At 59.8% G+C, this 24,418-nt stretch carries 7 protein-coding genes; 3 read left to right on the forward strand and 4 right to left on the reverse strand.

Annotated elements, in window-relative coordinates; translation table 11 throughout:
• Positions 1 to 49: 49 nt before the first annotated feature.
• Positions 50 to 7,153 carry a hypothetical protein gene (locus tag JNN07_07465; protein ID MBL9167564.1) on the forward strand — a complete coding sequence of 2,368 codons (7,104 nt, stop codon included), beginning with the start codon at positions 50 to 52 and terminating at the stop codon, positions 7,151 to 7,153.
• A 42-nt stretch (positions 7,154 to 7,195) separates the two neighbouring features.
• On the opposite strand, the gene JNN07_07470 is transcribed toward JNN07_07465, so the two are convergent.
• Positions 7,196 to 15,871 (reverse strand): hypothetical protein, encoded by an 8,676-nt coding sequence (locus JNN07_07470; GenBank protein MBL9167565.1) that lies wholly within the window; start codon positions 15,869 to 15,871, stop codon positions 7,196 to 7,198.
• 264 nt (positions 15,872 to 16,135) lie between these two features.
• On the opposite strand from JNN07_07470, the gene JNN07_07475 reads away from it, so the two are divergent.
• A complete protein-coding gene (locus JNN07_07475; GenBank protein ID MBL9167566.1) occupies positions 16,136 to 16,960 on the forward strand; it encodes a BON domain-containing protein in 825 nt (274 codons plus the stop codon).
• Between the two features lie 210 nt (positions 16,961 to 17,170).
• On the opposite strand, the gene JNN07_07480 is transcribed toward JNN07_07475, so the two are convergent.
• The 3 genes from JNN07_07480 to JNN07_07490 form a co-directional block, all read right to left on the reverse strand.
• Complete coding sequence (locus JNN07_07480; GenBank protein ID MBL9167567.1) at positions 17,171 to 17,449, reverse strand: hypothetical protein; 279 nt, start codon at positions 17,447 to 17,449, stop codon at positions 17,171 to 17,173.
• A gap of 317 nt (positions 17,450 to 17,766) precedes the next feature.
• Positions 17,767 to 18,351 (reverse strand): DUF3341 domain-containing protein, encoded by a 585-nt coding sequence (locus JNN07_07485; GenBank protein ID MBL9167568.1) that lies wholly within the window; start codon positions 18,349 to 18,351, stop codon positions 17,767 to 17,769.
• A 401-nt stretch (positions 18,352 to 18,752) separates the two neighbouring features.
• On the reverse strand, positions 18,753 to 20,576 hold the full coding sequence (locus JNN07_07490; protein MBL9167569.1) for a hypothetical protein: 1,824 nt from the start codon (positions 20,574 to 20,576) through the stop codon (positions 18,753 to 18,755).
• 496 nt (positions 20,577 to 21,072) lie between these two features.
• On the opposite strand from JNN07_07490, the gene JNN07_07495 reads away from it, so the two are divergent.
• Positions 21,073 to 24,418: hypothetical protein (locus tag JNN07_07495; GenBank protein ID MBL9167570.1), on the forward strand; the 3,346-nt coding region annotated here is incomplete at its 3' end.

Consider the following 24,418-nt stretch of genomic DNA (forward strand, 5'->3'; position numbering starts at 1 on the left):
TCCGTCGTGGCTTTCTTGACAGACACGGGGCGAAACTTATAGTGCCACCATGCTCCAAGGATGCGTCGCCCTTCCCCTCTGCCTGGCCATGGCTGTCCACTTCCTGCTGTGGAACTGGGAACATCCTCTGCAAGGCCAATCCCTCCCTGCGTCGTTCGAAATCCGGGTCCTGGATCAGCAGCCAATCGCCGGGCAACCACTGACCCTGTCCGTACAGGCGCTCGATCCAGATGGCAATCCGAGCGAATCCTGGCAGGGGAATGTGACGCTACGGACGCTGATACCAGCTGCAACGACTCCGGTCTTGAGCGAAATCAACCTAGGGCTGGGATCCATAGAGGTAACCAACCCTGGCGATGAGTCTTTGGACGTCAGTCGGTGGCAACTTCAAGCATGGTCTTCGGGATACTACTACAATTTTGGCAATCTATGGACCCAGGTTCCGGAAGGGAGCATCCTGCCAGGCCGGAGCGTGTTTACCTGGACCCCGTTCAGTTCAACCCCCAGCTCCTTCCCCCAACTCTCCGGGAGCCACGGCCTGGGCACAACGGTCGCAGGCAATGTCTTCTTCCGCCTACTAGATGCATCTGGGAACACGATCGATCAGGTGTGGATAGGAACACCACCAACGCTGCTTGCTGACATGGATCTGCGGGGTCCCGTGCTTTTCCCCCCTTCCCTGGGAGGATCCATGTTGCGTCAGGGCCATCAAAACCAAAGCTCAAGTCAAGATTGGACGAATGGCACCCCTTCGCTTGGGGTCACTAACAGCACTCTAAATCTGCCCTGGGCGCCGGTACAAGCCAAGGAACTGGCCCACATCCTCCTGACCGATGGCGCGTGGACGGGTGACGTCCTACTCCCCTCGATCGGTTCAGGCAACTTGACCATACTGGCTGAGGATGCGACGGGCCGCTTTGGCAGCATCTCCTCAATCCCACTGAGAGCGGCTCCGCGGTTAACCCTTTCGCTGCCACTCTCCGCAGCTCAGGCGTCCGAGGCGTCACCAGGCGTAGTGGGTGAAGCGATCATTTCCATGCCAAGCCCACTGACGGCACCTTTGGATATCCACCTGAGCCTGGATGCCTCCGGCGAGTTCAGCATTCCCTCAAGTGTGACTATTCCCTCCGGTTTCAACTCCGTCTCGGTGCCCTTTTCGAATCTCAATGACGGTGTTCCCGATGGCGATGCCCTGGTAACACTCACGGCAAGTGCGCCGGGGTTTATCGCGGCCACCGGAGCCTTGCGAAACAAGGATCACGAGGCCGTATCCCTCACCGTTCTGGCGCCTGCATCTCTCCCCGAGAACATCGGCCTCTCAGCGTTGAATGGACATCTGTTACTTCCGTTCGTAGCCACGCACGCAGTCTCAGTACGTCTGGCGGCCGAACCACCGCTGAGAATACCCGGCGAGCTAGTCATTCCAGCCGGTGCCCGTTCAGCTGATTTTGCGATCGGCTTGGACAACGACTCCGCGGCCAACTTTACGCCCTACAAGTCAACCATCTCTGCACACACCGGCAGCGGAGGGTTGGCGAAAGCCGCGGTGTCGGTCATCGATGATGAACGTCAGTTCTACTCCATCACCTTTCCAACGCTACTGACTGAGGGGTCAACCACCAACGGGCATATCCGTTTGGCAGTTGCGCATGCGGCCGACCTTCAGATTCCCATCTCCTCCTCGAGCACTCGGCTCAGCCTTCCCGCGGTGGTGGTGGTGCGGGCCGGTGTCCTGGATGTCGATTTTCCGGTGGTTGCTCCCAACGACGACGCCACCAACGGAGTGGCTGATGTGTCGGCGGCCTATTCATTCGGAGACGGTGCGCTACAATTCACCCGCATCACGCTATGGGACGACGAGATCGATGTCCGACGCGTCGGCCTCGGCGGGAAGGCGACCTGCTTCCTGGGTTCAATCCCAACCCTCTGGCAGTCAGGGACTCTAAACCAATACAACGGCGTTGAACGTTACAATGGCCCCGGCAGACTCAGCCTGGGCGAGTTGGCAAAAGCCTCGATTCAACCGCAATCAGTTCAATTTGCCAACGGGTTATGGTCCGGCAATGTGACGTTCACTGGCGAAGATCTGAATCTGACCCTGAAAATGAGCGTGGCCGGCACCAACTCTGACCTCATGCATGTGCAGGTGCTGCAGGGAAGTCTGCTGTCGCAGCCGGTGCTGGATTTCGCCAGCGCTCCCGGAATCTCAAAGCTTCTAGCCCTCGCCGCTCCTACGAACAACACTCCCGCGTTGCTGATGGAGGTCGACGCGACCAGCGGAACCACGAGCCGGATTCTGGAGCTGCCGCGGCGCGCCAACCGGATTGCACTCTCGGAGGATGGGGCCGTGGCTTGGCTCGCCTCCTCCACCGGAACTCTTCAGCGTGTGGACCTATCCGCCTGGAAGTTCGATCGCGAGGTGACACTAACCAGTATCGTTCCTTCACCACGGCCACTTGACGTGGTGGTGCTGCCGGGCGGTCGAGAACGGGTGGCGGTCATCGTCGCGGGGAACCGACCCAGCACTACGAAAGTGGCCTTACTCGAGGGCGGCAACCTGGTCGGGGCCACGGTGACGCTTGAAGATCCAGTCTTCAACCTCAACCTGATTTCCGGCCGGAATGGCAATGAGGCGTTCTCCCGGACCACCGGCCTCCTCTCGCGCTACCGACTGGGAGCGGAGGGAGTGACGCTCGTGGCCTCCGTCCAACTCCCCAACAGCTCCAGCGAACAGCCCAACCTCACCCTCTCAGGCAACCGCCTCTACCACGGCGACGGCGCCATTTTCCATGCGGACAATCTGACCCGGATCCTGGAGAATTTTCTTCCCGACGGCCTCACCCTCGTGAGCGAGGCCCGCCACACTCAGCTTCTGGTGGACCGCAATTCCACCAGTGTGAAGGTGCGCGCACTGGATTCCTGGGCTCCCTTAACCGGACACGAACTTCCCTACCGTCCGATGAAAGGGTCTCGATTGGCGCCTTGGGGAGACCGGGGACTGGCTTACATTGAGGAAACCGGCGCGAAGCTCGTCATGGTTGAAAGCCCCCTAATGGATGCGCAACAACCCAACTTGGGTTTACACCTGGACCCCTTTCCGGACATCCAACTCGACCACTGGGAAAGTGGCTACAAGCCAACAGGCGGCCAACTCTCCTATGTGATCAGCAACAGCGGTCCCACTTTTGCGCGAGGGAATATTCTAGAAAGCACCCAATCCCCTCACCAGACCCTGCTGATCCCAGATCTGGCCCCCGGCGAGTCAACACGGGTCAGCCTCCCACTATATGCTAGCACCCCAGGCCTTTTCCGGGTCCGCACCGCCATCCTGAGCGCTAGTGGGAGCAGTAGTCCCAACGCGATCCTGGAAACCACGGTGCGGGCCACTGGCCCGGAGCAGGCCGGCGTGCGCGAACTGATTTTCGGCGCGACCGCCATAGCTGGCAACCCGGCCGGAGATCGTCTTTACGCCTCCATTTCCAAAGCCGCCGGGGACAGTCGCGACGGGGTGGCTATCTTCGATCCGGAGACCGGCACCGAACTCTCCTTCCTGGAAGTGGTGGGCACTCCGGGCAAGCTCCGCACCAGTGACGACGGTAGCATGCTTTACGCGAGGGTAGGGACCAATGGCCTTGTTCGTTGGAATCTCGCCACCGGCTCGAAAGAGGTCTCCATCCTGATACCGAATGACTCGATCCTGGATTTTCTACCGGTGGCCGGCAACCCGCGCTCGGTGGTGGTGGCCACCACCACCCAGGTGCTACTCTACTTGGATGCCGATCCGTTACCGCTCTCCGTCTTTGCGGAGACTGGCGACAGCCGACTGGCGTACTCGGGCACAAACCTGTGGAGCTACACCCCCACCACGCTCCGTCGCCTGTCAGTGAAGCCTGGCGGGTTGGAGACGGAGTTCAGCGGAAACACCTTGCCGACCTCCTTTGGAGAACCATTCTTAATCGGTGATGGAACATACCTGTTTGCCAGTGGACAACCCCTCCACCTCGACACCATGACACTGGCCGACCGCACACCAGAAGCTGAGGGCCTCGTGATCGATCCCTCCTCCGGGGAACTCTTGGGATGCTCCTACGGTGTCCTGAGGCGCTTCGCTCGAGAGACCTTCTCCACGCTGGAGGCTCAAGCGTTCTCTCCGAATGATCGCTGCTGGGGTCCGCCGGTTTTGTGGGGTACGGATGGAATTGCGATCCTGACGTCCAGTCAGCAGATCCTCCTGATCCATTCACCGCTGCGGCACAGCGGGGCCGAGGCCGACCTGGCGGTGTCGATCACGCCTCCGGCGAACCCGGTGGCTGAGGAATCGGCGATCTGGCAAGTCTCCGTCACCAACCAGTCTGCCGCCGCCTCGAGACCGGTGCGGCTGACGATTCGAGCGATAGGATCGCCCGTCGGTCCCTTCAGCTTCGAAGGCCTCACCATGATCCCACGGGCGGATGAGTTCGTCGGGATATTTCCCTCCATACCCGCCCACTCCCGGAGCGTCGTCCTGGTTCACGGGATACCGCTGAATGGCGGCTCCCGCCTGGAGGCTTCCATCTTATCCACCAGTCCGGACCCCACCCTGGAAGATCACTCCGCCGTCAGCGACCTCACGGCCGCCTATCCCAAGGGTGATCTGGCGCTAATGACCCTAGCCCCCCCTGCTCCCATCAAGGTAGGATTCCCATCCCCGTTTGCCCTTACGGTTTCCAACGCCGGGCCCACTACCATCCGGCAGACATCGGTTGCCGTCACGAGCCTTCGAAACGGCATGCACCTCTCAGCCTTCAGATGCGAGGGCTGCCAACTGCAAGACTTTGACGGAACCCTCAGCATTCGCACCCAACCACTCGAGCCACGGCAGACCTGGACACTGCGGTTCGACGCTACCGCAACCCTACCTGGCATCTATGACGTCCGCATGCAGGTAGGTGGGTGGCTAGATGACCTAAACCCCGATAATAATGGAGCCGGAGTCAACCTCTTCACCGAAACCCCTCTGGCTCCCGGCGTCTTGGCTAGCCTAGGCTACTCAGGCATCAGGACCGCAACATGGAGCGCGCAAAGGGATCAACTACTCGTCCTGCCAACAGCAGATCCCGCCCTGTGGATGGTGGATCCGAACAATCTCATCACCACCAACCGCATCGGACTGCCCGGCCTGCCGACCGACGTCAGCGATTGCCAGGACGGCCTCCACGCGTGGGTATTGACGGCAGACCGCCGGGCTTCCTTGGTCAATCTACAAACTTACATGATCGAACATAGCTTCTCTTACGATTCCGAGGGAGGGAGGGCGATCGCGATCGCCAGTCTACCCGGAAGCCACGAGACGGTAGTGATGGCGATCCTAGCGCCGAACGACACGGGCCAAGTCGTGGTCCGTCAATTTGTAAAAGGTGTCGCCACGGGTGAACCTCTCACGGAGGCTCCCACCGGATTCGTCTGGACGAAGTTCCTCTTCCTGAAGAACGGCCACCTTGTCGTGCAAACTCCGAGCACGCTACGAACCTACCTACTCAACCGGGAGGGAATCCAACTGCAGTTGAATCTCGACTCTGCCGCGTGGTCCTCGTCGGTTCCCGATGATCCTCAAGAGATCGAGGGGGGACTGATGCTACGCATGGGACGGAGGGTGCGATTCGACACGCAGCAAATCATTGATCCACCACCCAACTATGCAAGTTACGTTCTGGATGAAACTCATGGGCTGATCCTGCGTGCTAGTAACTTCGACCCGATCCTACGGAATAGGGTTCTGCGCGTGGAGGGTTTTGATCCACTCTCGCTGCAACCACGCTTTCTAGCGGATTTAGAGGACTCGGGATTGACCATCAACCGGGACAAAACCCGCATGCTCACCTTGGGAGCCCATGGCATCCTCATACTTTCCGACCTAGGCTCTGTGTTCCGGTTGAGCGACTTCGAACCCGCACAGGTAAGGCTCTCTGCTGGGTTCAAGCCCACGGAAGCCGTCGAACTCTCTCCAGCGGATCTAGAACTGACACTCTGCGTCACCAACTCCTCCGTTTGGGCCGTTCGACAAGGCGCAATCGACGTCAGCCTCCCGCCCGGCATGACGTTCTCACCCGGAAGTGTCGGCGCGGGTTCGAATCCACTGCGACTGCCGCTCGATGGTTTTCTCGGCGTCAGCAATATCGTGCTCATGGTACGGTCAGAAACCGCGGGAGAGGTTACGGTCACTGCGACCATCCACAGCGACCCTGCCGATGTCTCCAGTAATTCTGTAACCGCCAGCACCACTATCAACGTGCTCCCTCCCCCAATGCTGCTCTTCCCGGATATCGTGGTCAGGGAAGGGACCGCGGCATCACGGGGGTCCCTGACAGTCCGCCTCTCCCGACCCATGGGGCGACTCGCCGAGGTGCAATACACCACATCGTTCGTCACCGCGAGCGCCGCGGATATTGTCTCGCAATCAGGTGTTATTGCGTTTCCGCCCAATCAAACCCTGGCGGTGCTTTCTTTCGTGGTTCGGGACAGTCTGCCGGAGTGGGATGAAACTCTAAGGCTCCGATTGAGTTCCAAAGATATCAGCCTACTCCAATCCGAGGTGGAAATAACCCTCCTCGACGATGACCTGCCTGTCCTCAGCGCGACTCCCGTCGCGCAGATGGAAGGAAACGACGGATCGATCCCCGCGGAGGTGACTCTGAACCTCTCACGGCCCACGCCCCGCCCTGTCCACGTGCACTACGCTACCCTCGAAGGAACGGCTCTTGCAGGTCAGGACTTTCTTACCCGAGCCGGCTGGGTCAGCTTCGCCCCCGGTCAAACTTCCGCCATCGTCCGAGTGCCGATCGTGACGGACACTCGACGCGAACCTAACGAGACCTTCTCACTCGAGCTTCTGGACGCTACGCACGCGATGAGAAGCGTCGACAGAGTGATAGTCACGATCCTCAATGACGACAATCGCCCGGCCATCCTCTCCGTCGACTTGGATCCGCCTTTCGTAAATTTGACGTTCGAGAGCGCCCCCTCGACAGACTACCGGGTGGAGTTCACTGCCGATCCGGGTTCGACGGTCTGGAGCACCTTCCCAGATCCAATCACGGGCACTGGCAGCGCCATGACCATCTCACTCGAATTGCCCGAAGCAAGAAGCCGCTTCTTTCGAATTGTGGGCCAGTGAAGACCTGGACACTCTTAGGCGATTGGGGTTGAACGCTACGATTCAGCCGACCTTCCCATCGGGTGATGCCGCCCTGGGGGTAGCGACTGTTAACTCGACGCTATGATCGCGACGGTCATCGACCAAGGGCACGATTTCTGAAGGAAGTGGCTTTCCGTCGAGTAGGAGTCGACTCGGCGTCGCGACCCCCTCGGAGGGATGGCTGATCGTGATGTGGTACATGGTCTGATGGTACCGATAGTGAATGGTATACTTCCTCCAGGCCTTCGGCAGGCGCGGGGTCAGACGCAATCGATCGCCTTCAATGTTTACACCAAGAAGCGTCTCGACCAGTAGACGGTACATCCAGCCAGCCGAACCAGTATACCAAGTCCAACCGCCGCGACCTGTGTGCGGAGCAACTGCATAGACGTCCGCAGCCACTACGTAGGGTTCAACCTTGTACGTCTGGATTTGCTTCGCCGTGCTTCCATGGTGGATGGGATTCAAGAGCCGGAAGAGCTCCCACGCCCGATCATCTTCGCCCAACAGAGCGAAGGCCATGGCCGTCCAAATGGCGCCGTGCGTGTATTGCCCGCCGTTCTCACGCACTCCAGGAATGTAGCCCTTGATATAGCCCGGGTTCATCGCCGCCTTGTCGAAGGGGGGGTCAAACAGCTGCACGAGCTTCGCGCTTCGCCGCACGAGGCGCTGGTCGACCGCGTCCATCGCCAAGCGGGTCCGGGGCGGATGTCCCGCCCCGCTGATCACCGACCAGCTTTGCGGCAACGAATCGATTTGGCACTCCGGGTTGAGCGCTGAACCCAACGGTTCGCCACTATCGAAATAGGCACGACGATACCATCCGCCATCCCAGGCGTGCTGCTCAATGTTCTCCTGGAGCTTACGAGCTTCTTCGAGGCATCGTTCAGCAAAGGGGATGTCTAGCCGAGCGCGGGCGAGGGACGCAAATTGAGTGAGCACGTCGTAGAGAAAGAACGCGAGCCAGACGCTCTCGCCGCGTCCCTCATTCCCGACCTTGTTCATGCCGTCATTCCAATCGCCGCAGCCCATCAATGGCAAACCGTGCTCGCCAAAGCGCAATCCGCGCTCAATGGCGCGGACGCAATGCTGGTAAAGCGTGTCCGTCTCCTCGGAACGATTCGGCAGGTCGTAATAGGCTTCCTCATCCGGCTTAACCGCACGGGCCTCAATGAAGGGGATTCTCTCCTCGAGCACTCCGGTGTCGGCCACGCACCGGACGTACCGACAGGTCACGTAGGGCAGCCATAGATAATCGTCGGAGATGTGCGTGCGCACTCCCCGTCCAGCCGGGGGATGCCACCAATGTTGAACATCACCTTCGCGAAACTGGTGCGCGGCGACGCGCAGCAGGTGCTCGCGGGAGATCGCCGGTTCGCAATGGACCAAGGCCATGACATCCTGCAGCTGATCCCGAAATCCATACGCACCTCCGGACTGGTAGAACCCGCTCCGACCCCAAACCCGGCAGCTCAAGGTCTGATAAAGAAGCCAGCCGTTGGCCATCACGTTGACCGCCCGATCCGGCGTCTCCACCTGCACGGCCCCAAGGGTCTTCTTCCAATACTCCCGAACACTTTCGAGCGCGGAGCGGCAAGCATCGGCTCTACGGAACCGCCGGATCAAACTCTGCAGTTCGCCGCTATTGCGGCCCACGCCCAGCCGAAAGCTCGTTTCGCGTTCCTGCCCAGGGGAAAGATTAAAGGCAATCTGAACCGCGCCACAAGGATCCAACCCGGCACCTACTCTTCCTGATAGCCGCGCGCGCCTCAGGGCCGCTGGCTGCGACAAGCTTCCGTTTCTCCCGATGAACTCCTTTCGGTCGCCGGTGAGCGTGCGGGTGGCGTCGTTTACATCGATGTACACCAGCCGCTCCGGGAACTCGGTATTGTAGTAATTGCGCGCCAAGAGAGCCCCGGTCTTGATGTCGACCTCGGTCTGCACGTGAAGCAGACTCTTGCTTCGGAGATCACCCAACACCCACTCCCAGTAGCCCGTGACGGAGATGCGGCGCACCCTGCCCGAGACATTGCGCAGCTTTAACACAGTGAACTTCACCGGTGCATCAACGGCCACATACACCCACAACTCGGAGGCAATTCCATGCTCCGTATGCTCGAACACAGTATACCCGAAGCCATGTCGAATGACATAAGGCGTCTGCCCGCGCGACGGCAAAGGCGTCGGTGACCAAAATTCTCCTGTCTGTTCGTCCCGAATATAAAGCGCCTCACCGGCCGTGTCCTGAACGGGGTCGTTGCTCCAGGGGGTCAGACGAAACTCATGCGCGTTCTCCGCCCAGGTATAGGCTGCGCCGCTCTCCGAGACCACGGTGCCGAACGAGGGATTCGCCAGTACATTCACCCAGGGAGCGGGTGTCATCCGGCCGGGTTCGAGAGTGATAACATACTCCTCGCCGTCCGGCGTAAAGCCACCCAATCCATTGTCAAACTGCAGATCGCGAACTGGGAGAGAACCAGAGACCTCGCGAGAATGCGCGCGTGAGACCAGCAAGGGCGGGATTAACGGCTCCAACACACTGCGATGTTCAAGCTGTTCATCAAGTGTTCCCTTCTCGTCATAGAGCACGATGCGAGCCGCCGATTGCAGCAGCACACGATCGTCGTTGGGAATCTGCTCGAGGCGGCGAACAAAGATGCCTCCCGGCTTATCAAGCATTTGCGCCTCGATGCCGGAGGAAATAAGACTCGTGATCTGCTCCTGCAGCGATTGGCGGTAGATCGACGTATCCTCGTTCACAATGACCAGGTCCACCGTCAACCCTTTCATGCGCCAAAACGAATGCGCTTGGATCAGCTGCCTAACAATCTCGATCTTCTCCGAGTCTCCAACGCGGAGCAGCACGATCGGCGCATCACCGGAGATTCCATAGCTCCAGAGTCCGTTCTGTCCCCGCCGATTATTAAGCAAGACGGCCGGGCTGGCCCGCCTCGCAGCGTCGGCATAGATCAAAGCGCCAGCCAAGCGACCATAAACCTGGGCTTCCGCCTCGGTGATGTTGAGCTGGTGCAACGTCACTTGGCTATGAGTCCAAGCCAGATCAAAGACGCGGTCCGCCATGCGCGAACTTTGATATTTCTCCACCTGCTCGAGGGCCGCTTGGCGGCTCTCGGAGACCCCGAGAACCAAGTAGAGTGTGGCTGTAGCTTCCGGGGCTAGCTTGACCCTTCGCCGCAGCGAGACGATCGGGTCGAGCACGGAGCCCGCCGTATTGGAAAGCGGCGCCAGGTCCTGCATCGCCGCCGGGTTCATCAAGCTGCCACCCCGTCCGACGAACCGCGATCGGTCGGTTTCACAGGAAACCTCCCCAAGTTCACCCCCCTGGCCCAGGAGTAGATGCAGAAGCCATGGAGGCCTCTCATCCTGGGATCGAGCGCGCCGAGTGCAGAGAATCGAGGACGAGGCCCGCGCGAACTCGGTTTGCACGAAGAGATTGCTAAATGCAGGATGCGCGGCATCGGCAGCGGGATTGGCAAGCACCACCTCGGCGTAACTGGTCAGTTCAATTTCCCGCGAACCCGTCGAACGATTGGTGATGGTGACGCGCCGCAACTCCACATCGTCCTCCGGCGACACGCTGATCTCGGTATGGATCTCCAGACCGACGTGGCGCTGCCTAAACTCCGCGCGGGCCTGGGTGAAGATGGCCTCATAGCCCTTCGTCGCCCGGAGCGTGGGTTGGAATGCGGTAGACCAGAACTCTCCGGTCGCCACGTCGCGCAAATAGACAAATGTCCCCCAGCAATCCCTGGTGGCATCCTCCCTCCAACGGGTGACCGCCAGGTCGCGCCAGCGACTGTAGCCCCCTCCGGCACTGCTGACCATGACGTGATAGCTCCCGTTGGACAGCAGATGAACCTCGGGCGCCGGGGAGTTGGGGTGGGTGAGGACCCGCATGATCTGCTCACCATCGCCCGCGAAGGCTCGCGGCTCCTCCAGATCCAGGTCTTCCGACAGCACGGTCGGGGCCGTCCTAGGCACCCGTTCCTGCAGAAGCAGGTCGGCCGCCTTCAGCATCGGGCACTCGAGGAAGCGCCTCTGCATCGGCCGGTCATGGATAACATGGACCATCGCCAGAAGGCTCATCGCTTGATGGTGGATCATGAACGACCTGATGGTGGCGCTCCGGCCATCAGGTGGCAGTCGTGCCGGTGTATAATCCACCGCCTCGTAAAAACCACAAGTTCCCACACGTCCCTCCTGCGCTAGCCGTTGCAGGTTCTCGCAGGCGTCAACGGGGGCGACCATTAACGCCATCGCAGTGGCGTATGGAGCCACCACCAGGTCTTCGCTAAGCCCGCGCTTCAACCCTAGCCCCGGGACGCCAAAGGCGCGATACTGGTAGTTGAATTGAACATCAGTGCGATTGTAACCGGACTCGGAGATGCCCCATGGAACCTCACGGACTCTGCCATACTCAATCTGCTGCTCCACCACCGCGCGACAGGTGTGGTCGAGCAGCGTATTCGGGTAATTGGGCATGACCAGCAGGGGCATCAAGTACTCAAACATCGAGCCGCTCCAAGAAACCAGGATCGGTGATCCTTGAACGGCTACCAGCAGACGCCCCAGGGAGAACCAGTGGTCCTGCGGGATTTGTCCCATCGCGATGGCGACATAGCTGCACAGCCGGGCCTCCGAGGCCAGCAGGTCGTAGAACCCCGCATCGCACCGGCCTTCGGTCACATTGAAGCCGGTGCAAAAAAGATCCCGAGAGCGGTTGAACAGGAACGCGAAGTCCATTCCAGTGGCCATTCCCTCGGCCTGAAGAGCCAGCTGCTCAAGGTGGGCGATACGGATCCGAGCGCGGGTGCTGGCCTCCCTCACGGAGGCCAGCAAGTCACCGTGGTCGCCAGCCGCCCCCGGCAACGGCTCCAGCTCTGCGATCTCACGGAGCGTGACTGCCTGATCCAGCCGACCAAGTTCGGCGGCCAGCCCTGATGATCCGATCCCGGTGGAGTGCACAATCCGCAACCACGGCGCAAGGAACAACAACTCCTCCACATGATCCGCACACTGGAGCTTCAGTGCTTGTGACCAGCTGGCCAGCTCGGCCGAACGGTTCTCCAAGCTCACCGCCAACGCCGAAGCCTGCCAGCTGACTTTTCGCAGCAGCGCCAGGGACGCGCGCAAGCCAGCGGGAGTGGCTGTCAGATCAGTAGCCAGCGTCGACAATTCCGGATTGCCAGGCTCCAGCTCCTGCAGAATCTTGACGGTGTCATCAAGCCCGGCGAAGACCCGCGAGCTGAAGATGAGTTCATCGGACTGTTCTCGCAACCCAGAGCCGAGTATCAACAGATGTCCGGCCATGTTGCCACTGTCCACACTCGACACGTAGAGGGGAAGCAACGGCCGCAGCGTTCGGGTTTCATACCAATTGTAAAAGTGACCGCGATTTCGCTCCAAGCCTTGCATGGTGGATAGGGCGGCGCTCGTTCGACGCACAAAGCCTCCGAGTGAAAGATAGCCGAAATCCCTCGCGGCCAAATTGGCCAGGAGCGCCAGTCCCATGTTCGTGGGTGAGGTCCGGGTGGCGACAACGGGGACGGGGACTTCCTGAAAATTGTCCGGCGGAAGCCAGTTCTCCCGAGCCGTTACGAAGGTCTCGAAGTAGCTCCAAGTCCGCCGGGCCGTTCTCCGGAGGAAAAGCACTTGTTCAGCCGACAAGGCCGGATCGAAAGACTCAATCGGCTGACTGATCCACCACGCGATCCACGGAGCAACCAGCCACAATCCGAGCAGTGGAACTGCCTGCGGCAAGTGAGTCGGCTGCAAAAACACCAAAAGGATGCCGGCGGCGACTCCAACCAACGGAGCGATCCACATCGTCGCGTAGAATCCCGCCAGATCCGCATGCGCAACCCGATCCGAGTCGCTCGATGTTTTCCATTCGAGCAGCCGACGGCGCGTGAAAAGCAGCCGGACCGTCGTCCGACCGATTGCATCCACGCTGATAAAAGCATCATAGGGCAGGAAGGCGAGGGTCAGGAAAATCTGGCCCAGTTGCCGGCTGACTGATCCCACCACGCCTTCCAAATGCATCCCCCAAGGCAGATCCACGGGTTTGCGCACCAGCTCCACCAGCGCAGCCAAACAGCTGGGAAGCCCGATGATCCCGAAGACCAGCAGAGTCCCCAGGCTGCTCAGCTGGGGTAAAAAGAGCCAACTGCCAAGCATTAAGCCCAGCAAGCCCAACGGAACAAGGCTGCGCCGCAGATTGTCGAAAATTTTCCACTGCGACAATCCGGAGAGCGGGTTGGTGATCCGGCGAAGGCCGGATCCGGGGACCCGACGGAGGAGCCATTGGGTGATCTGCCAATCGCCGCGAATCCAACGGTGCCGACGATCCATATCCACGTTGTAACGGGACGGAAATTCCTCATACAACTCGACATCACAAACCAGGGCCGAGCGAGCATGACACGATTCGAGGAGATCATGGCTGAGAATTGTATTCTCCGGAAAGCGCCCGTGAATCGCCCGCTCGAATGCATCGACGTCATAGATTCCTTTGCCAATGAAGGAGCCTTCCCCGAAGACGTCCTGGTAAACGTCGGAAACCTCACGGGTATAGGGGTCAATGCCCGCGTCGGCGGCAAAGAGCCGAACAAACCACGACCGTCGTGCACTCGGCAGGCTAACGCTGACTCGTGGTTGCAGAATGCTGTATCCCTCGGCGACGACGCCCCGGCCCTCATCGAACACGGGATGATTCAGAGGATGCGCCATCGTGCCCACGAGCTGACGCGCGGCTTCACGCGGCAAATGGGTGTCGGTATCCAGCGTGATGACATACTTCACCCCGGGCAGAATGGTCGTGTCGCCAACAATCTCCGAGAAGCAGCCTCCTCCTCCCCCTCGAAGCAGCGCATTGAACTCCGTCAGCTTACCCCGCTTGCGCTCGTATCCCATCCACACACCCTCGCTCGCGTTCCAACGGCGCGGCCTGTGAAAGAGGAAGAACCGGGTTTGGGCGGCCGAGGGATACTTCTGGTTCAGTCGCTCCATCCCTTGCCTGGCCCTCTGCAACAAGGGTTCGTCCTCCGGCTGGGTTTCTCCGGATGCATCGCGAAAGTCCGTGAGCAAGGCGAAGTGGAGATGGTCATCGCGGTTGGCCAGCTGATGAATCTCCAAACTCTCGATGAGGCGGTCCACCCCAGCCAAGCTGGTGAGCATAGTAGGGACCACAACCATGGCGCGGCACTCAGGAACGATTCCAGTGGAATAGTCCATGCGCGGGAGCAAGCTGGGCTGCAGAAGCAGCGTGGAGAGCCAATTCATGAGCGCTACTGCCAGCTGGCTGGCGCACAGGAGAAACATCAGGCTAATCAACGTAAGCTTGCCCCCGTGCACACCCATGGTATGTGCGTGGTATACAAAGCCGAGGGTTGCGAGCCCGCTGAAAAGACCAACGCCGCCCGTGTAGAACGTGAGTGGAAAACGCCTAATCAAACGCTCCTTCACAGATCCCCACGGCCACCGAATCTCGACCGCCGCGCCCAAGGAAGTCCGCCCTTTGTCGATCAGGTAGTAGCCAACGTGAGCTTGGCGGAGCGCGTCAGCTCCCTGGGTTCGGCCACCCTGAGCCAGCTGGACAGCCCGGTGCGCCACCTCGGTCTCTGACAGCCGGCTGTGCCGCGAGAAGTACTCGACGGCATGTCGATAGCGATCGCGGGTCGCGAAATCCATCTTGCTGTAAACGTCCATCGAGTCGGATCGCAACGTGGCTTCAACCTGGCTGAGGGATTCGACGAACTCCTTCCAGTCCATGGAACTCAGCAATCGCAGACTCGCGATGCTGTGGCTGACGGAAACCTGGTCAGCCGCTTGGTTCTGGCTTTCCTGGTGGACGAGCTGCTCGATGCCGAGTCCATGATCAGCGAGTCGCTGCTCCAGCCAGCCCCGCGCGAGATGCAAGACCGGGCTCTGCCGGGATAGCCGCTGACAGAATTCAGCTACGAACGAACTAGACACCGGCAGGTCAGCCTTGGCCATATCCGCCACCACGATCACCAGATGGGAAGGGTTCTTTTCAGCCATGTCCTGCAATCGATCCACCCAGAGATCCGCCAGATCACGGTCATCCCTTGCGATATTCAATCGGCTGGTGACACGCTGAAGGTTCTCAATTAAACCCAGCCGCAGCATGATGGGAATCGCCCACAGCTCCCCCAGCTTCAAGGAAACCACTTTCTGGTAGGCTGCCACGAACGCGCTCAGCCCCGGTGCGTCCATCTGGGCGTCGACGTGCGAGATCATCTCGAGGACGATGTCATAGACACGTGGAAGTCCGGCCGAGGGTCCATCGACCAAGCGCGGAAGCTCCCGGCTATAACCACGTGGAAGATGCCGCCTAGCCAGATGGATTTGTTCCTCGATGAGATAAAAATTATCGAGCAGCCATTCAGCCGCAGGGGTCACCCGCCGGGTTTTGTCTACCGTGAGTGTCGCGTGGTTGAACGCTCGCAGGATGTCCTCATTTTGCTCCAAACGACTTAAAAGATTATTCGAGCCCCGCCGCGTAATGACCTGGTGATGGACTGCGAGAGCGGCCGCATGCCGCGCCAGCTGGTCCACGCTGAAGAGCTCGCCCCGCAAAGGCGGTTCCGTCGCAACTGGGCGCAGACCAATAGGACGAGCGATCCAGTTTTGAAGCCGTGAGGACAGGATCTGCATAGTTTTTTCGTTCCAACCGATCCTCCTGAGGCAACAATGCTTTTCGAGAATCAGGCCCAACCATGCAGGAGGACAAGAGCGATGAGTATGGGGTATTACCCGGCCCCATTCTCGGAGGTGTGAGGGTTACACCCCATAGGCAGTGCGACGCTTGGGATTAACCTCAGAAATCGCGATAGGCCAGCACTGACTGCACAGCGGCGATGATCCCAGCCAGCCGAAGTGGAACCTGTCGGAAGCGAACTCTTACAAGAAAAACAACCTATGAAGACCATCCTTAGTCTTGGGACAGTATTGCTGTTGAGCGTGTCGCCAACGCAAGTTCTCGCAGCGATACCGACGATTTCCGAAAGCGATGCCCGAATCGAACGCTCAGCGAGGTCGTCCTACGTTTTCAGGAACTTCCTGAAATACGACTCCATCACGGTAAGCTCGATCACTGGATCGGTGAAAATATCGGGAACTGTCGCCGACGTGGTGCACCGTTCGCTCGCCGAGGACACCGTGGCCAGCATCGCCGGGGTGACGAACATCGAGAACCAAGTGACCGTTCAATCCAAAACTCAGGGGGAGGAATCGGACGGATTGACCTACTCGAGAGTGAAAACTGCACTTCGGTCTGACCGCGACCTGGTCACAAGTCGGATCGCGGTGGAAGTGAAGGATGGATTGGCCACACTTTGCGGCACAGCCTCCGGGTTGCTACAAAAGGACAAGGCAGCACGGATCGCGAAAGAAATTCCGGGAGTCCTAGGGGTTAAGAACCTGCTCATTATTAGGGCGGCCGCCCTCGAAAAGGGAGAGGCCGAACCAGTATCCATCGACGACGCATCTCTAGCGGCTCTGGGCAAGTCAGCACTTCTCTTGCATCGATCCACGGCAAGGGTGACGGCCAAGATTCAGACGACGCATGGAGTCATCACCGCAACGGGAGCGGCCAAGAGCCCCACAGAAAAGGCAGCGGTGACCAGGGTCCTAAGCCAAATCATCGGCAGCAAGGGTGTTGTCAACCAGATGCATGATGAGTCAGGAGAATCCGCAGCGAGCCCCCTGTTGCCCCCCACAAATCTCCGGATCGTTGTTCAGTAGCACTCGTATGGGGTGAACACCCCATTGAGAGATGTGGGCTAGTTGGATAACGTGCGTCCGTCACCAGAGTACCGGTGCAACATGTTGTGCATTCAGGAGGCCCAAACTGGAGCGAGGGCTGTGCGGCTTCGCTCCAGTTATCCTGAAGCGCAGTTCTCCCACCCGGTTGACGATAGCCTGTCCCGCCCGACCCTGGCTGGACTTTAATGGTCAGTCACCCGTGGGTTGAACGGAGTGCTTCAAACGTTCCACAGTGATGAAAGGAGCCGCCATTAACGGTGATTCCTCCGAGGCTCCGTCGGTTAGGGCCCGAGGAGTCACTCCCCAGAGCACTTTGACAATATGCTGTTTCGCGGTGACCCGTAGAGGGCGTCCATCGACCACCACATCCTCAGCAAAGTCATCAGGCGTGTAAGCCATGAACTCGCTTTCGGTTGTGGAAATAAAACGGCGTGCGTATTCCTGGGCTCTACTCTCTGAATGACTCATAATAACGGATAAGGTGTGAGGTAGGTGGAAGACCCCTGGAGCCACCGCGAGGTGGCTCCAGGGGTGAGATACTGCCTAGGACACAGGCCCCGTGCGCTTGCGCTCAGGGGTGGTGCGATCCTTGCCCGCGGCACCCGCTTCGGAAACCGTTTTCTCGACCCGATGCCAGGCATCCCGCGTTGCGTGCTTTGCCTTGTCCCAGCTGAGGGTTGCGTTGCCTTTGGATTTTTCGTAATTGCGCTGCAGGTCCGCTTCTACCTCCTCATAGCGCTTTCCGGGATACTGGCTTGGGCCTTCATATCCGGTGCTGAGACAGCTCAGTGGCCCACGCCGAGGACGGTTTTGTCCTGACCGACGACAGGGTCGACCACGCGACTTCCTTTGGGGGCTGCGGCTTCGCCCGAAGTGCAGATATCCTGGGCTCCCGCTTGAGTGAAGATGTCCTTGGCTCGGGTGATTTCCGCTGAGTTCTCAGTATGAACCGACAGCAGCATGTTGCCCTCCTTGACTTTCCCCTCATAACGTTTGGCCTCGAGCTCTGGAATACCCAAGCCAATCAGACCGCCAGCGATGCCTCCCGCCGCCGCTCCAATGGCCGCCCCGCTAAGGGCTGCCAGAATGGGTCCAGCCGCGATGAACGGTCCAACGCCCGGGATCGCCAACGCGCCAATCCCAACGATCCAGCCTAAGGCACCGCCAACCACACCGCCGGTGCCCGCCCCGGCGACCGCGCCTTCGGGAGCCTTGGTGTTCTTCTCATGCGCAAAGTCACGCGACGTTCCCTTATCAGGGAAAAGCACTGAAATATCGTTATTGGAGAAGTGGGCGGCCTTCAGTTGATCGACAATGCGATCGGCTTGTTCACGGGATGATGAGATGCAGAAGACAGATTTTTTTGACATACTTTATGGTTTGTTTGGTGTTGATGTTCCTGGGGTGTCTGCCCCAGGACAGCGGGCATCGAGTGTTTCATTGCTCTTGCGGCTGTTTTGATTCGTGAACCGCAAAGTATGGGCGGCTTCTCCTGAGTTCTATGGGGTGTAACCCGACTACCGGCAGGGACAGACAATCTCAACTCGCGTCGCCCTGGGGTAAACACCCCAGAGCACGGCCCATTCTTGCGCTACGGTTGCACGTTCATGGCTTTGCAGGACGGTCGCAAGGGTGCGCAACGCGTGGGACTGCTGTTACCACACAACTTTGAGCGCCACACATCGCGACGAGTAACCGTCCTCTGAGCCGGACCGATTCCAGTGGAAGTTAAACTTCCACTGGATCGGTCCGACCTGGTTTGGTTCCGATCTCACCAATAGCGAGCATGAGTGGCGAACCAAGTGCTCGAGGCGTTGTGCCACTGGGGTGAATCCCCGCCCCACCCCATGTTGCACTTGAAGTACCGCTGCGTATTCCAAACGACCGAGCCGGTCTTGTACTGCCGTCCCTTGTACCCATACGCCAGAGGGTAATGCCAATAGAAGCCCAAGCCCACGATCGCCGGTCGCCCCGCCTTGATCGCATCGGCCGCCTTGCTCACAGAGCCCGGGCTCGCGTAGGGAACGCCCCAAGTCCAAGTAATATCCCGTCCGGCATTGCGATGCTGAGCCCATTTCGCCCCATGCTTCATGTTCCATGGCATGGTCGCCGCCTGCCCGTTGACACAGAACGGCCCCACCTCATCGAACACATACCGATTGCAGTCCAACACGCTGTCGTCGTTGTAAAGCGGCGAGTCCGCTTGGCTGGTGCTCTTGAGCAACCGGGGTGAGCCTTTGCGATCCCACCATCCATACAACATCGCCCACGCAGCAGGACCGCATCCGCTCGCCCCGCCGGTGCACATCTGTGGATCATTCTGGTATTGCTGGTAGCGTCGTTGGTCGCTCCAACCGCCGGCGTACCAATACTTCCAGGCCGTCCACCCGGCGCTCGTCGACTGGAGCGTGGGGAGTTGGGGAACCAGGGTTCCAGCGTGCAGCAGAACATGCTCAAAGGTACCGTCCGCGAAGACCACCTCAAGCATGGCTCCGCCGGCCTTCTGGCCCGTCACCCAAAGACCATTGCGGCCAGTAGGAATGGTTAACGCGGCCAGACCAGGCTCGGAGAGTTCGGCCGAACGCACGCGACGATTATCAAACAGCACGGTTCGAGCATTCAAAGGCACCACGATGGATTTCGGAACGTTGCCCAACACGCCGCGCCACTCCAAGGAGGCGTTCTTGGCCCGCAACCATCGCAGCTCGGCATAGAAAGGATTCGTGAGCAGATCGGCTTTGAACTCCCGATAGGAAGCGTGTCCGCGGACGGGAAACTCCACGCGATTGTCGTCCTGAACGCCCTGGCCGTTGTCCCCTCCGGTGAACTCTTTTCCCACAATCTCCAGCACCTTGGGATCGATGGAAATCGGTGCGTTTCCCAGGCTGGCGACAATCTCGCCTTCGGGGTTTTCCCCGACGAGCAAGCCTTCATCCAATCGTACCGCTTTGACCGGACCGGTGGTCCTGGCCTTGCGCAGAAGCGTCTCAACGGGTGTCGGACCATCCTGCGCGAAGCTCGGAACCGGGGAATCGTTCTGGGTTAAGGACACGAGAAGGTAACCTAGCTCATGCTGAGTTTCCGACAGATCGGGGGGACTCATGCCCAAGGGATTGTTGGGCGAGGGCCGGGCCGATGGCTTGGCCGCACGCACCAGTTTGAACTCGAGATAGGCCGGCGTGCGACCCTGGTCGACGGCGGGATCGTAGACCGGATAGCAAATCGGCCCAAGCTGGGCGTCGATCCATCCACCCTCAGGATCACCCCCGTCCGTCTCCGGCCCATCAGCCAGCACTTCCAGGACAAACTGCTTGGCGATCTCAACGGTTTCGCCAGGGGCTTCGCTGAGAGGGAGGGCGGTGATGAACCCCGACTGCTGATCGTCGCGGATGCGCAGACGATAGAGAGCCTTTGGATCATGGGTGTTCTGCAGAACACCGCCGGTCGCATTCAGGGAGGAAGGAGCGAGAATCACTTTCTGCCAATTCTGAGCATCGGTTGAGCGTTCCAGTTCGAGCACGGCAACACCCGCCTGCAGCCAGGAACAGGTTTGAAGGAGCATCGCAGCAACCGAGCAGCGATGAAGAGTTTTCATTAGATCTCGTTTTGTTAGTTTCATGATGTGTGGTGGTTCTATGGTTGGCGTTCCTCAGCAGCCCGTGGTCGACTGCAAGGTGGCCGATGGAACCAAATTCACCGAAGGAGGCGCACGGGAGCGGCCAGGAGGAATAAAACTCCCACCCGATCTGCCGCGCGTCTGCACCGGACAACCGGTTCCATCCATCAAATAAGGATTTCGCGAAGGAGGTTAGTTTGGGAAATACTGCAAGCGTGGCCATCTGGTCCTGCGCAAGCCTCGGCCGTGGATGGCGGTCAGTAAGTGGAGGGACCGTTGGTTGTCGGAACAACGCGCTGCCTGCCGCTGCCTTTTTGCTGGCCTTGCCTCACACAGCCGTGATAGGTCCAGGTCTCGCCCAACTCGCGCTTGATGCTTCTGGCAGAGGACGGAACTTCTGCCGGACGACTTGGACCGCATCGGATTCCGCAAGCGGCCTGAGCTGGCAGCAGGGAGCTACATCCCCCAAAGAACTATGGAACCAGGATACATCACATGGAGGCGCCACGCTAAAAACTCACATCGGAGGTGGAGCGAGGCAGTCACTGCCGTAGCCCTACACGCCATCCTATGGCTGGCCACCGGCAGACTCTTCGGGCAGGCGGGCCAGGTCGACAAAGGCTTTCTGCCCGACCTGCCTGCTGATTCACGGGCCGGCTGGTTTCTACCTCTCCCGGATGGCGGGACGGTCGTGGTGGTGGAACCGACGACACCGCCTGGGCAAAGCTACATCCTCCGCTGGCTCCGGCAGGATGGCTCTGCCCTGCGATCCTTCTCGCTTCCCATGGAGCGCCGCAGCAGGTCCCACAAGGTGGCCCTGAGTTCCGTGGAAGATAAACTACTCATCTCAGGTGGGTTTACTTTTTCAAACAGTAGACAGCTCACCGTGATCCAGATCTCGGCCCAAGGGGACATCGACCCTGCGTTCCATCAGGCCGATTTCACAGGTGGAGCGATCACCGCCCTGACAGTCCAGCGCGATGGGAGAATTCTGGTGTGCGGCAACTTCACCCAGGTGGATGGTGCCCCCCGCAACGGCATTGCCCGTTTAGAGATCAACGGAGATCTGGACTCCAGTTTTCAAGCAGACCTTTGGCTCGGGAGCGTGGTCTCACAGGCCGTCTTTTTGGGGTCTGGTCAGATCCTTATAGTTGGAAACTTCGATGCGAGCCCCGGGCTCGCGAGGCGGGGGATCGCCCGACTGGGCTCGAACGGTGTAGTGGATCGTCGGTGGACGCCCGCTGTGCCTGAATCCTCTCAGCTCAGCGCGATCGCCGTGCAAAGCGACCAAAAAATGTTGATCGGTGGAAGCGGCGGCCTGCTGATGCGACTCAACGCGAATGGGACGCGGGACTCCTCGTTCCAAACAGGCACGGCGTTCGGTACCCAAGGCCTGGCCGCATGGGTGAAGGCGCTGGCCATCCAACCCCAGGATGGAAAGATCCTGGTCGGCGGCGCTTTCGAAACCTATCGGGGGACCTTTGCTGAGGGCCTCGTTCGCTTGGCCTCCAATGGGGCGATCGACCTGGCATTTGACGCGGGGGTGATCTTCCCCGGGGATGGACTCAACACCCGAGTCGAGCAGATCGCCATCGCGCAAGGCGGAGAGCTGATGGTCTCGGGACCCTTCACCACCGTCGGCGGCGGATCCCGCCCCGGCTTGGCTCGATTGATAGGAGGAAACGAGACCAATCACGTGCCTCGCTTTCAGTTTGCTACCTTCGACCTCAGTGTCACCGAAGGTTCAACCTCCCTAACGGGCACGGTGAAACGCCTGCGAAGCTCCGAGGGAATCGCTTCCGTCAGTTTTCATACCACAACCAATCTCTGGTCCACTCCTCGTGACACAGCTCGGCCAGGCATTGATTACACCGAGACGCACGGGGAGCTGGTCTTCCAGGACGGGGAGATCTCGAAGACCTTTGAAGTGCCCATCCTGGACGACACCTTAGGTGAAGCGGAGAAGCGCTTCGGCATCGTCCTGACAAGCGCGTCGCCCGGGGCTGCCTTCGGAAACCCCACCAATGTCCTGGTGACCTTGGTGGACAATGACTCGGCCTACGGGATCGTGCCGGGGCGCAGGTCAGTTGGAGAATCCGAAACCGAAATTCAGCTGGTGTTAATGCGGTTCGGACCGGCAGGAAACGCGGGCACTGTCCGCTATACCACCGTCGACGGAAGTGCACGGGCAGGACTCGACTACACGACCACTTCAGGAATCGCATCATTTCCTCCAGGCGAAGCCAGCTTCACCATCCGTATACCCCTCCTGTCGGACAGCCTCCGGGAAGGAACCGAGTCCTTCCGATTTCGCCTGAGCGAACCCACCCCCACCACCGCGCTTATCAATCCTCCTGCCGAGGTGGAGCTCAACGTGGTGGATGACGACGACGATGGCCCCGGCGCCGTGGATGTCTCGTTCAAACCGACCTACGGCGGGTTGGTCGTGCTCGCTCCACATTCGGGTGGAGGCGCCTACGTTGCCTCGACATTTGATGAGTGGCCGATCACAGGAACCAACGCCGTGTTCAGGCTGGATCCTCAGGGCGGCCTCGATGCGAGCTATGCCTCACCCGACGGACTCTTTGCTTCTTTTTCACACCTGGCGGTGAAATCTGATGGGGAAGCGCTGGTTTATGGCTGGCTTCGCTCCCCGCCCGATGCCGATGTGGTGCCGGGGGTGGCGCACCTGAACCGGGATGGCCGGCTGGCCAACCTGATCCTTAAGCCAGAGTTCTCAGGCCAGAGCGTGAGTGTCCTAGCCTGGGATTCTGAGAGCAGCTTCCTCATCGGGTTCCACCGCGACTCCTTCAGTCCTCCGAGTTCACCATCCCTCCTGAAGTTCAACCTGGATGGATCCACAGCGGCCCACTTCAACGCCGGAATAGTCGCGCCTCAGTCGATTCGAGCCATCGCTCGCCAGACGAACGGGAACTGGATTGTCGCGGGGAAGTTCGGGGAGATCCAGGGGAGGAGTCGCCCTTGCCTCGCGCGGCTGAAATCGGACGGAGGCCTCGACCTGGAGTTCGAACCCGACATCGTCGGACTCGAGGAGGGGTTCTGGGTCACCACCCTTTGTCTGCAACCGGACGGCAAGCTGCTGATCGCAGGTGCGCTGACGCACGTCGATGGCCACCAGTCTGCCGGTCTTGCCCGATTACTTCCCTCAGGACGAGCCGATCCTACGTTCCATCCGGCCACTCTGAAGCCGGCTGTCGTTCCATGGGGAGGATCCATCGCCAGCATAGCACTTCAACCCAATGGCAGGATCGTCCTGTCGGGATGGTTCGAGAAGGTAGGTGGCTTAAGTCGTCGAGGTCTGGCACGCCTGCTACCATCAGGCGAGGTGGATCCAGAATTCGATCAGCTTCAGGCCAACCAGGGTTCCCCCCTCGCGATTTCCGAGACGGGAGAACTCTTCGCCCTAGCGCCCCACTCCGTGAAATTTAAGAACTTCCCTTTCGTTCGCCTGATCCAGGAGAACCCGGCGTTTCCCGGCCGCCTGGAGTTTGAGAACTCGGAATACTCGACATTGCATACGGCCGGGGTTGTGACCGTGAACGTCGTGCGTCATGGAGAAGCCCTTGGCGCGGCGACAGTCCGATGCACGACGTTCGATGGAACCGCCCGGGCCGGCATCGACTACCAAGCCACGTCGGAGATCCTGGAGTTCGCTGCGGGGGAACGGCGGAGAAGCGTCCCAATTCCAGTCCTACCTTCCGCGGGTGATCGTCTGGCCAGGCAAATGGTCGTCCGGCTCGAAGTCCCGACAGGGGCGGTTCTCGGCACCGGATCCGAAACCGTAGTCACCATTCGGAATC

The sequence above is a fragment of the Verrucomicrobiales bacterium genome, from assembly GCA_016793885.1.
Classification (GTDB): Bacteria; Verrucomicrobiota; Verrucomicrobiia; order Limisphaerales; family UBA11320; genus UBA11320.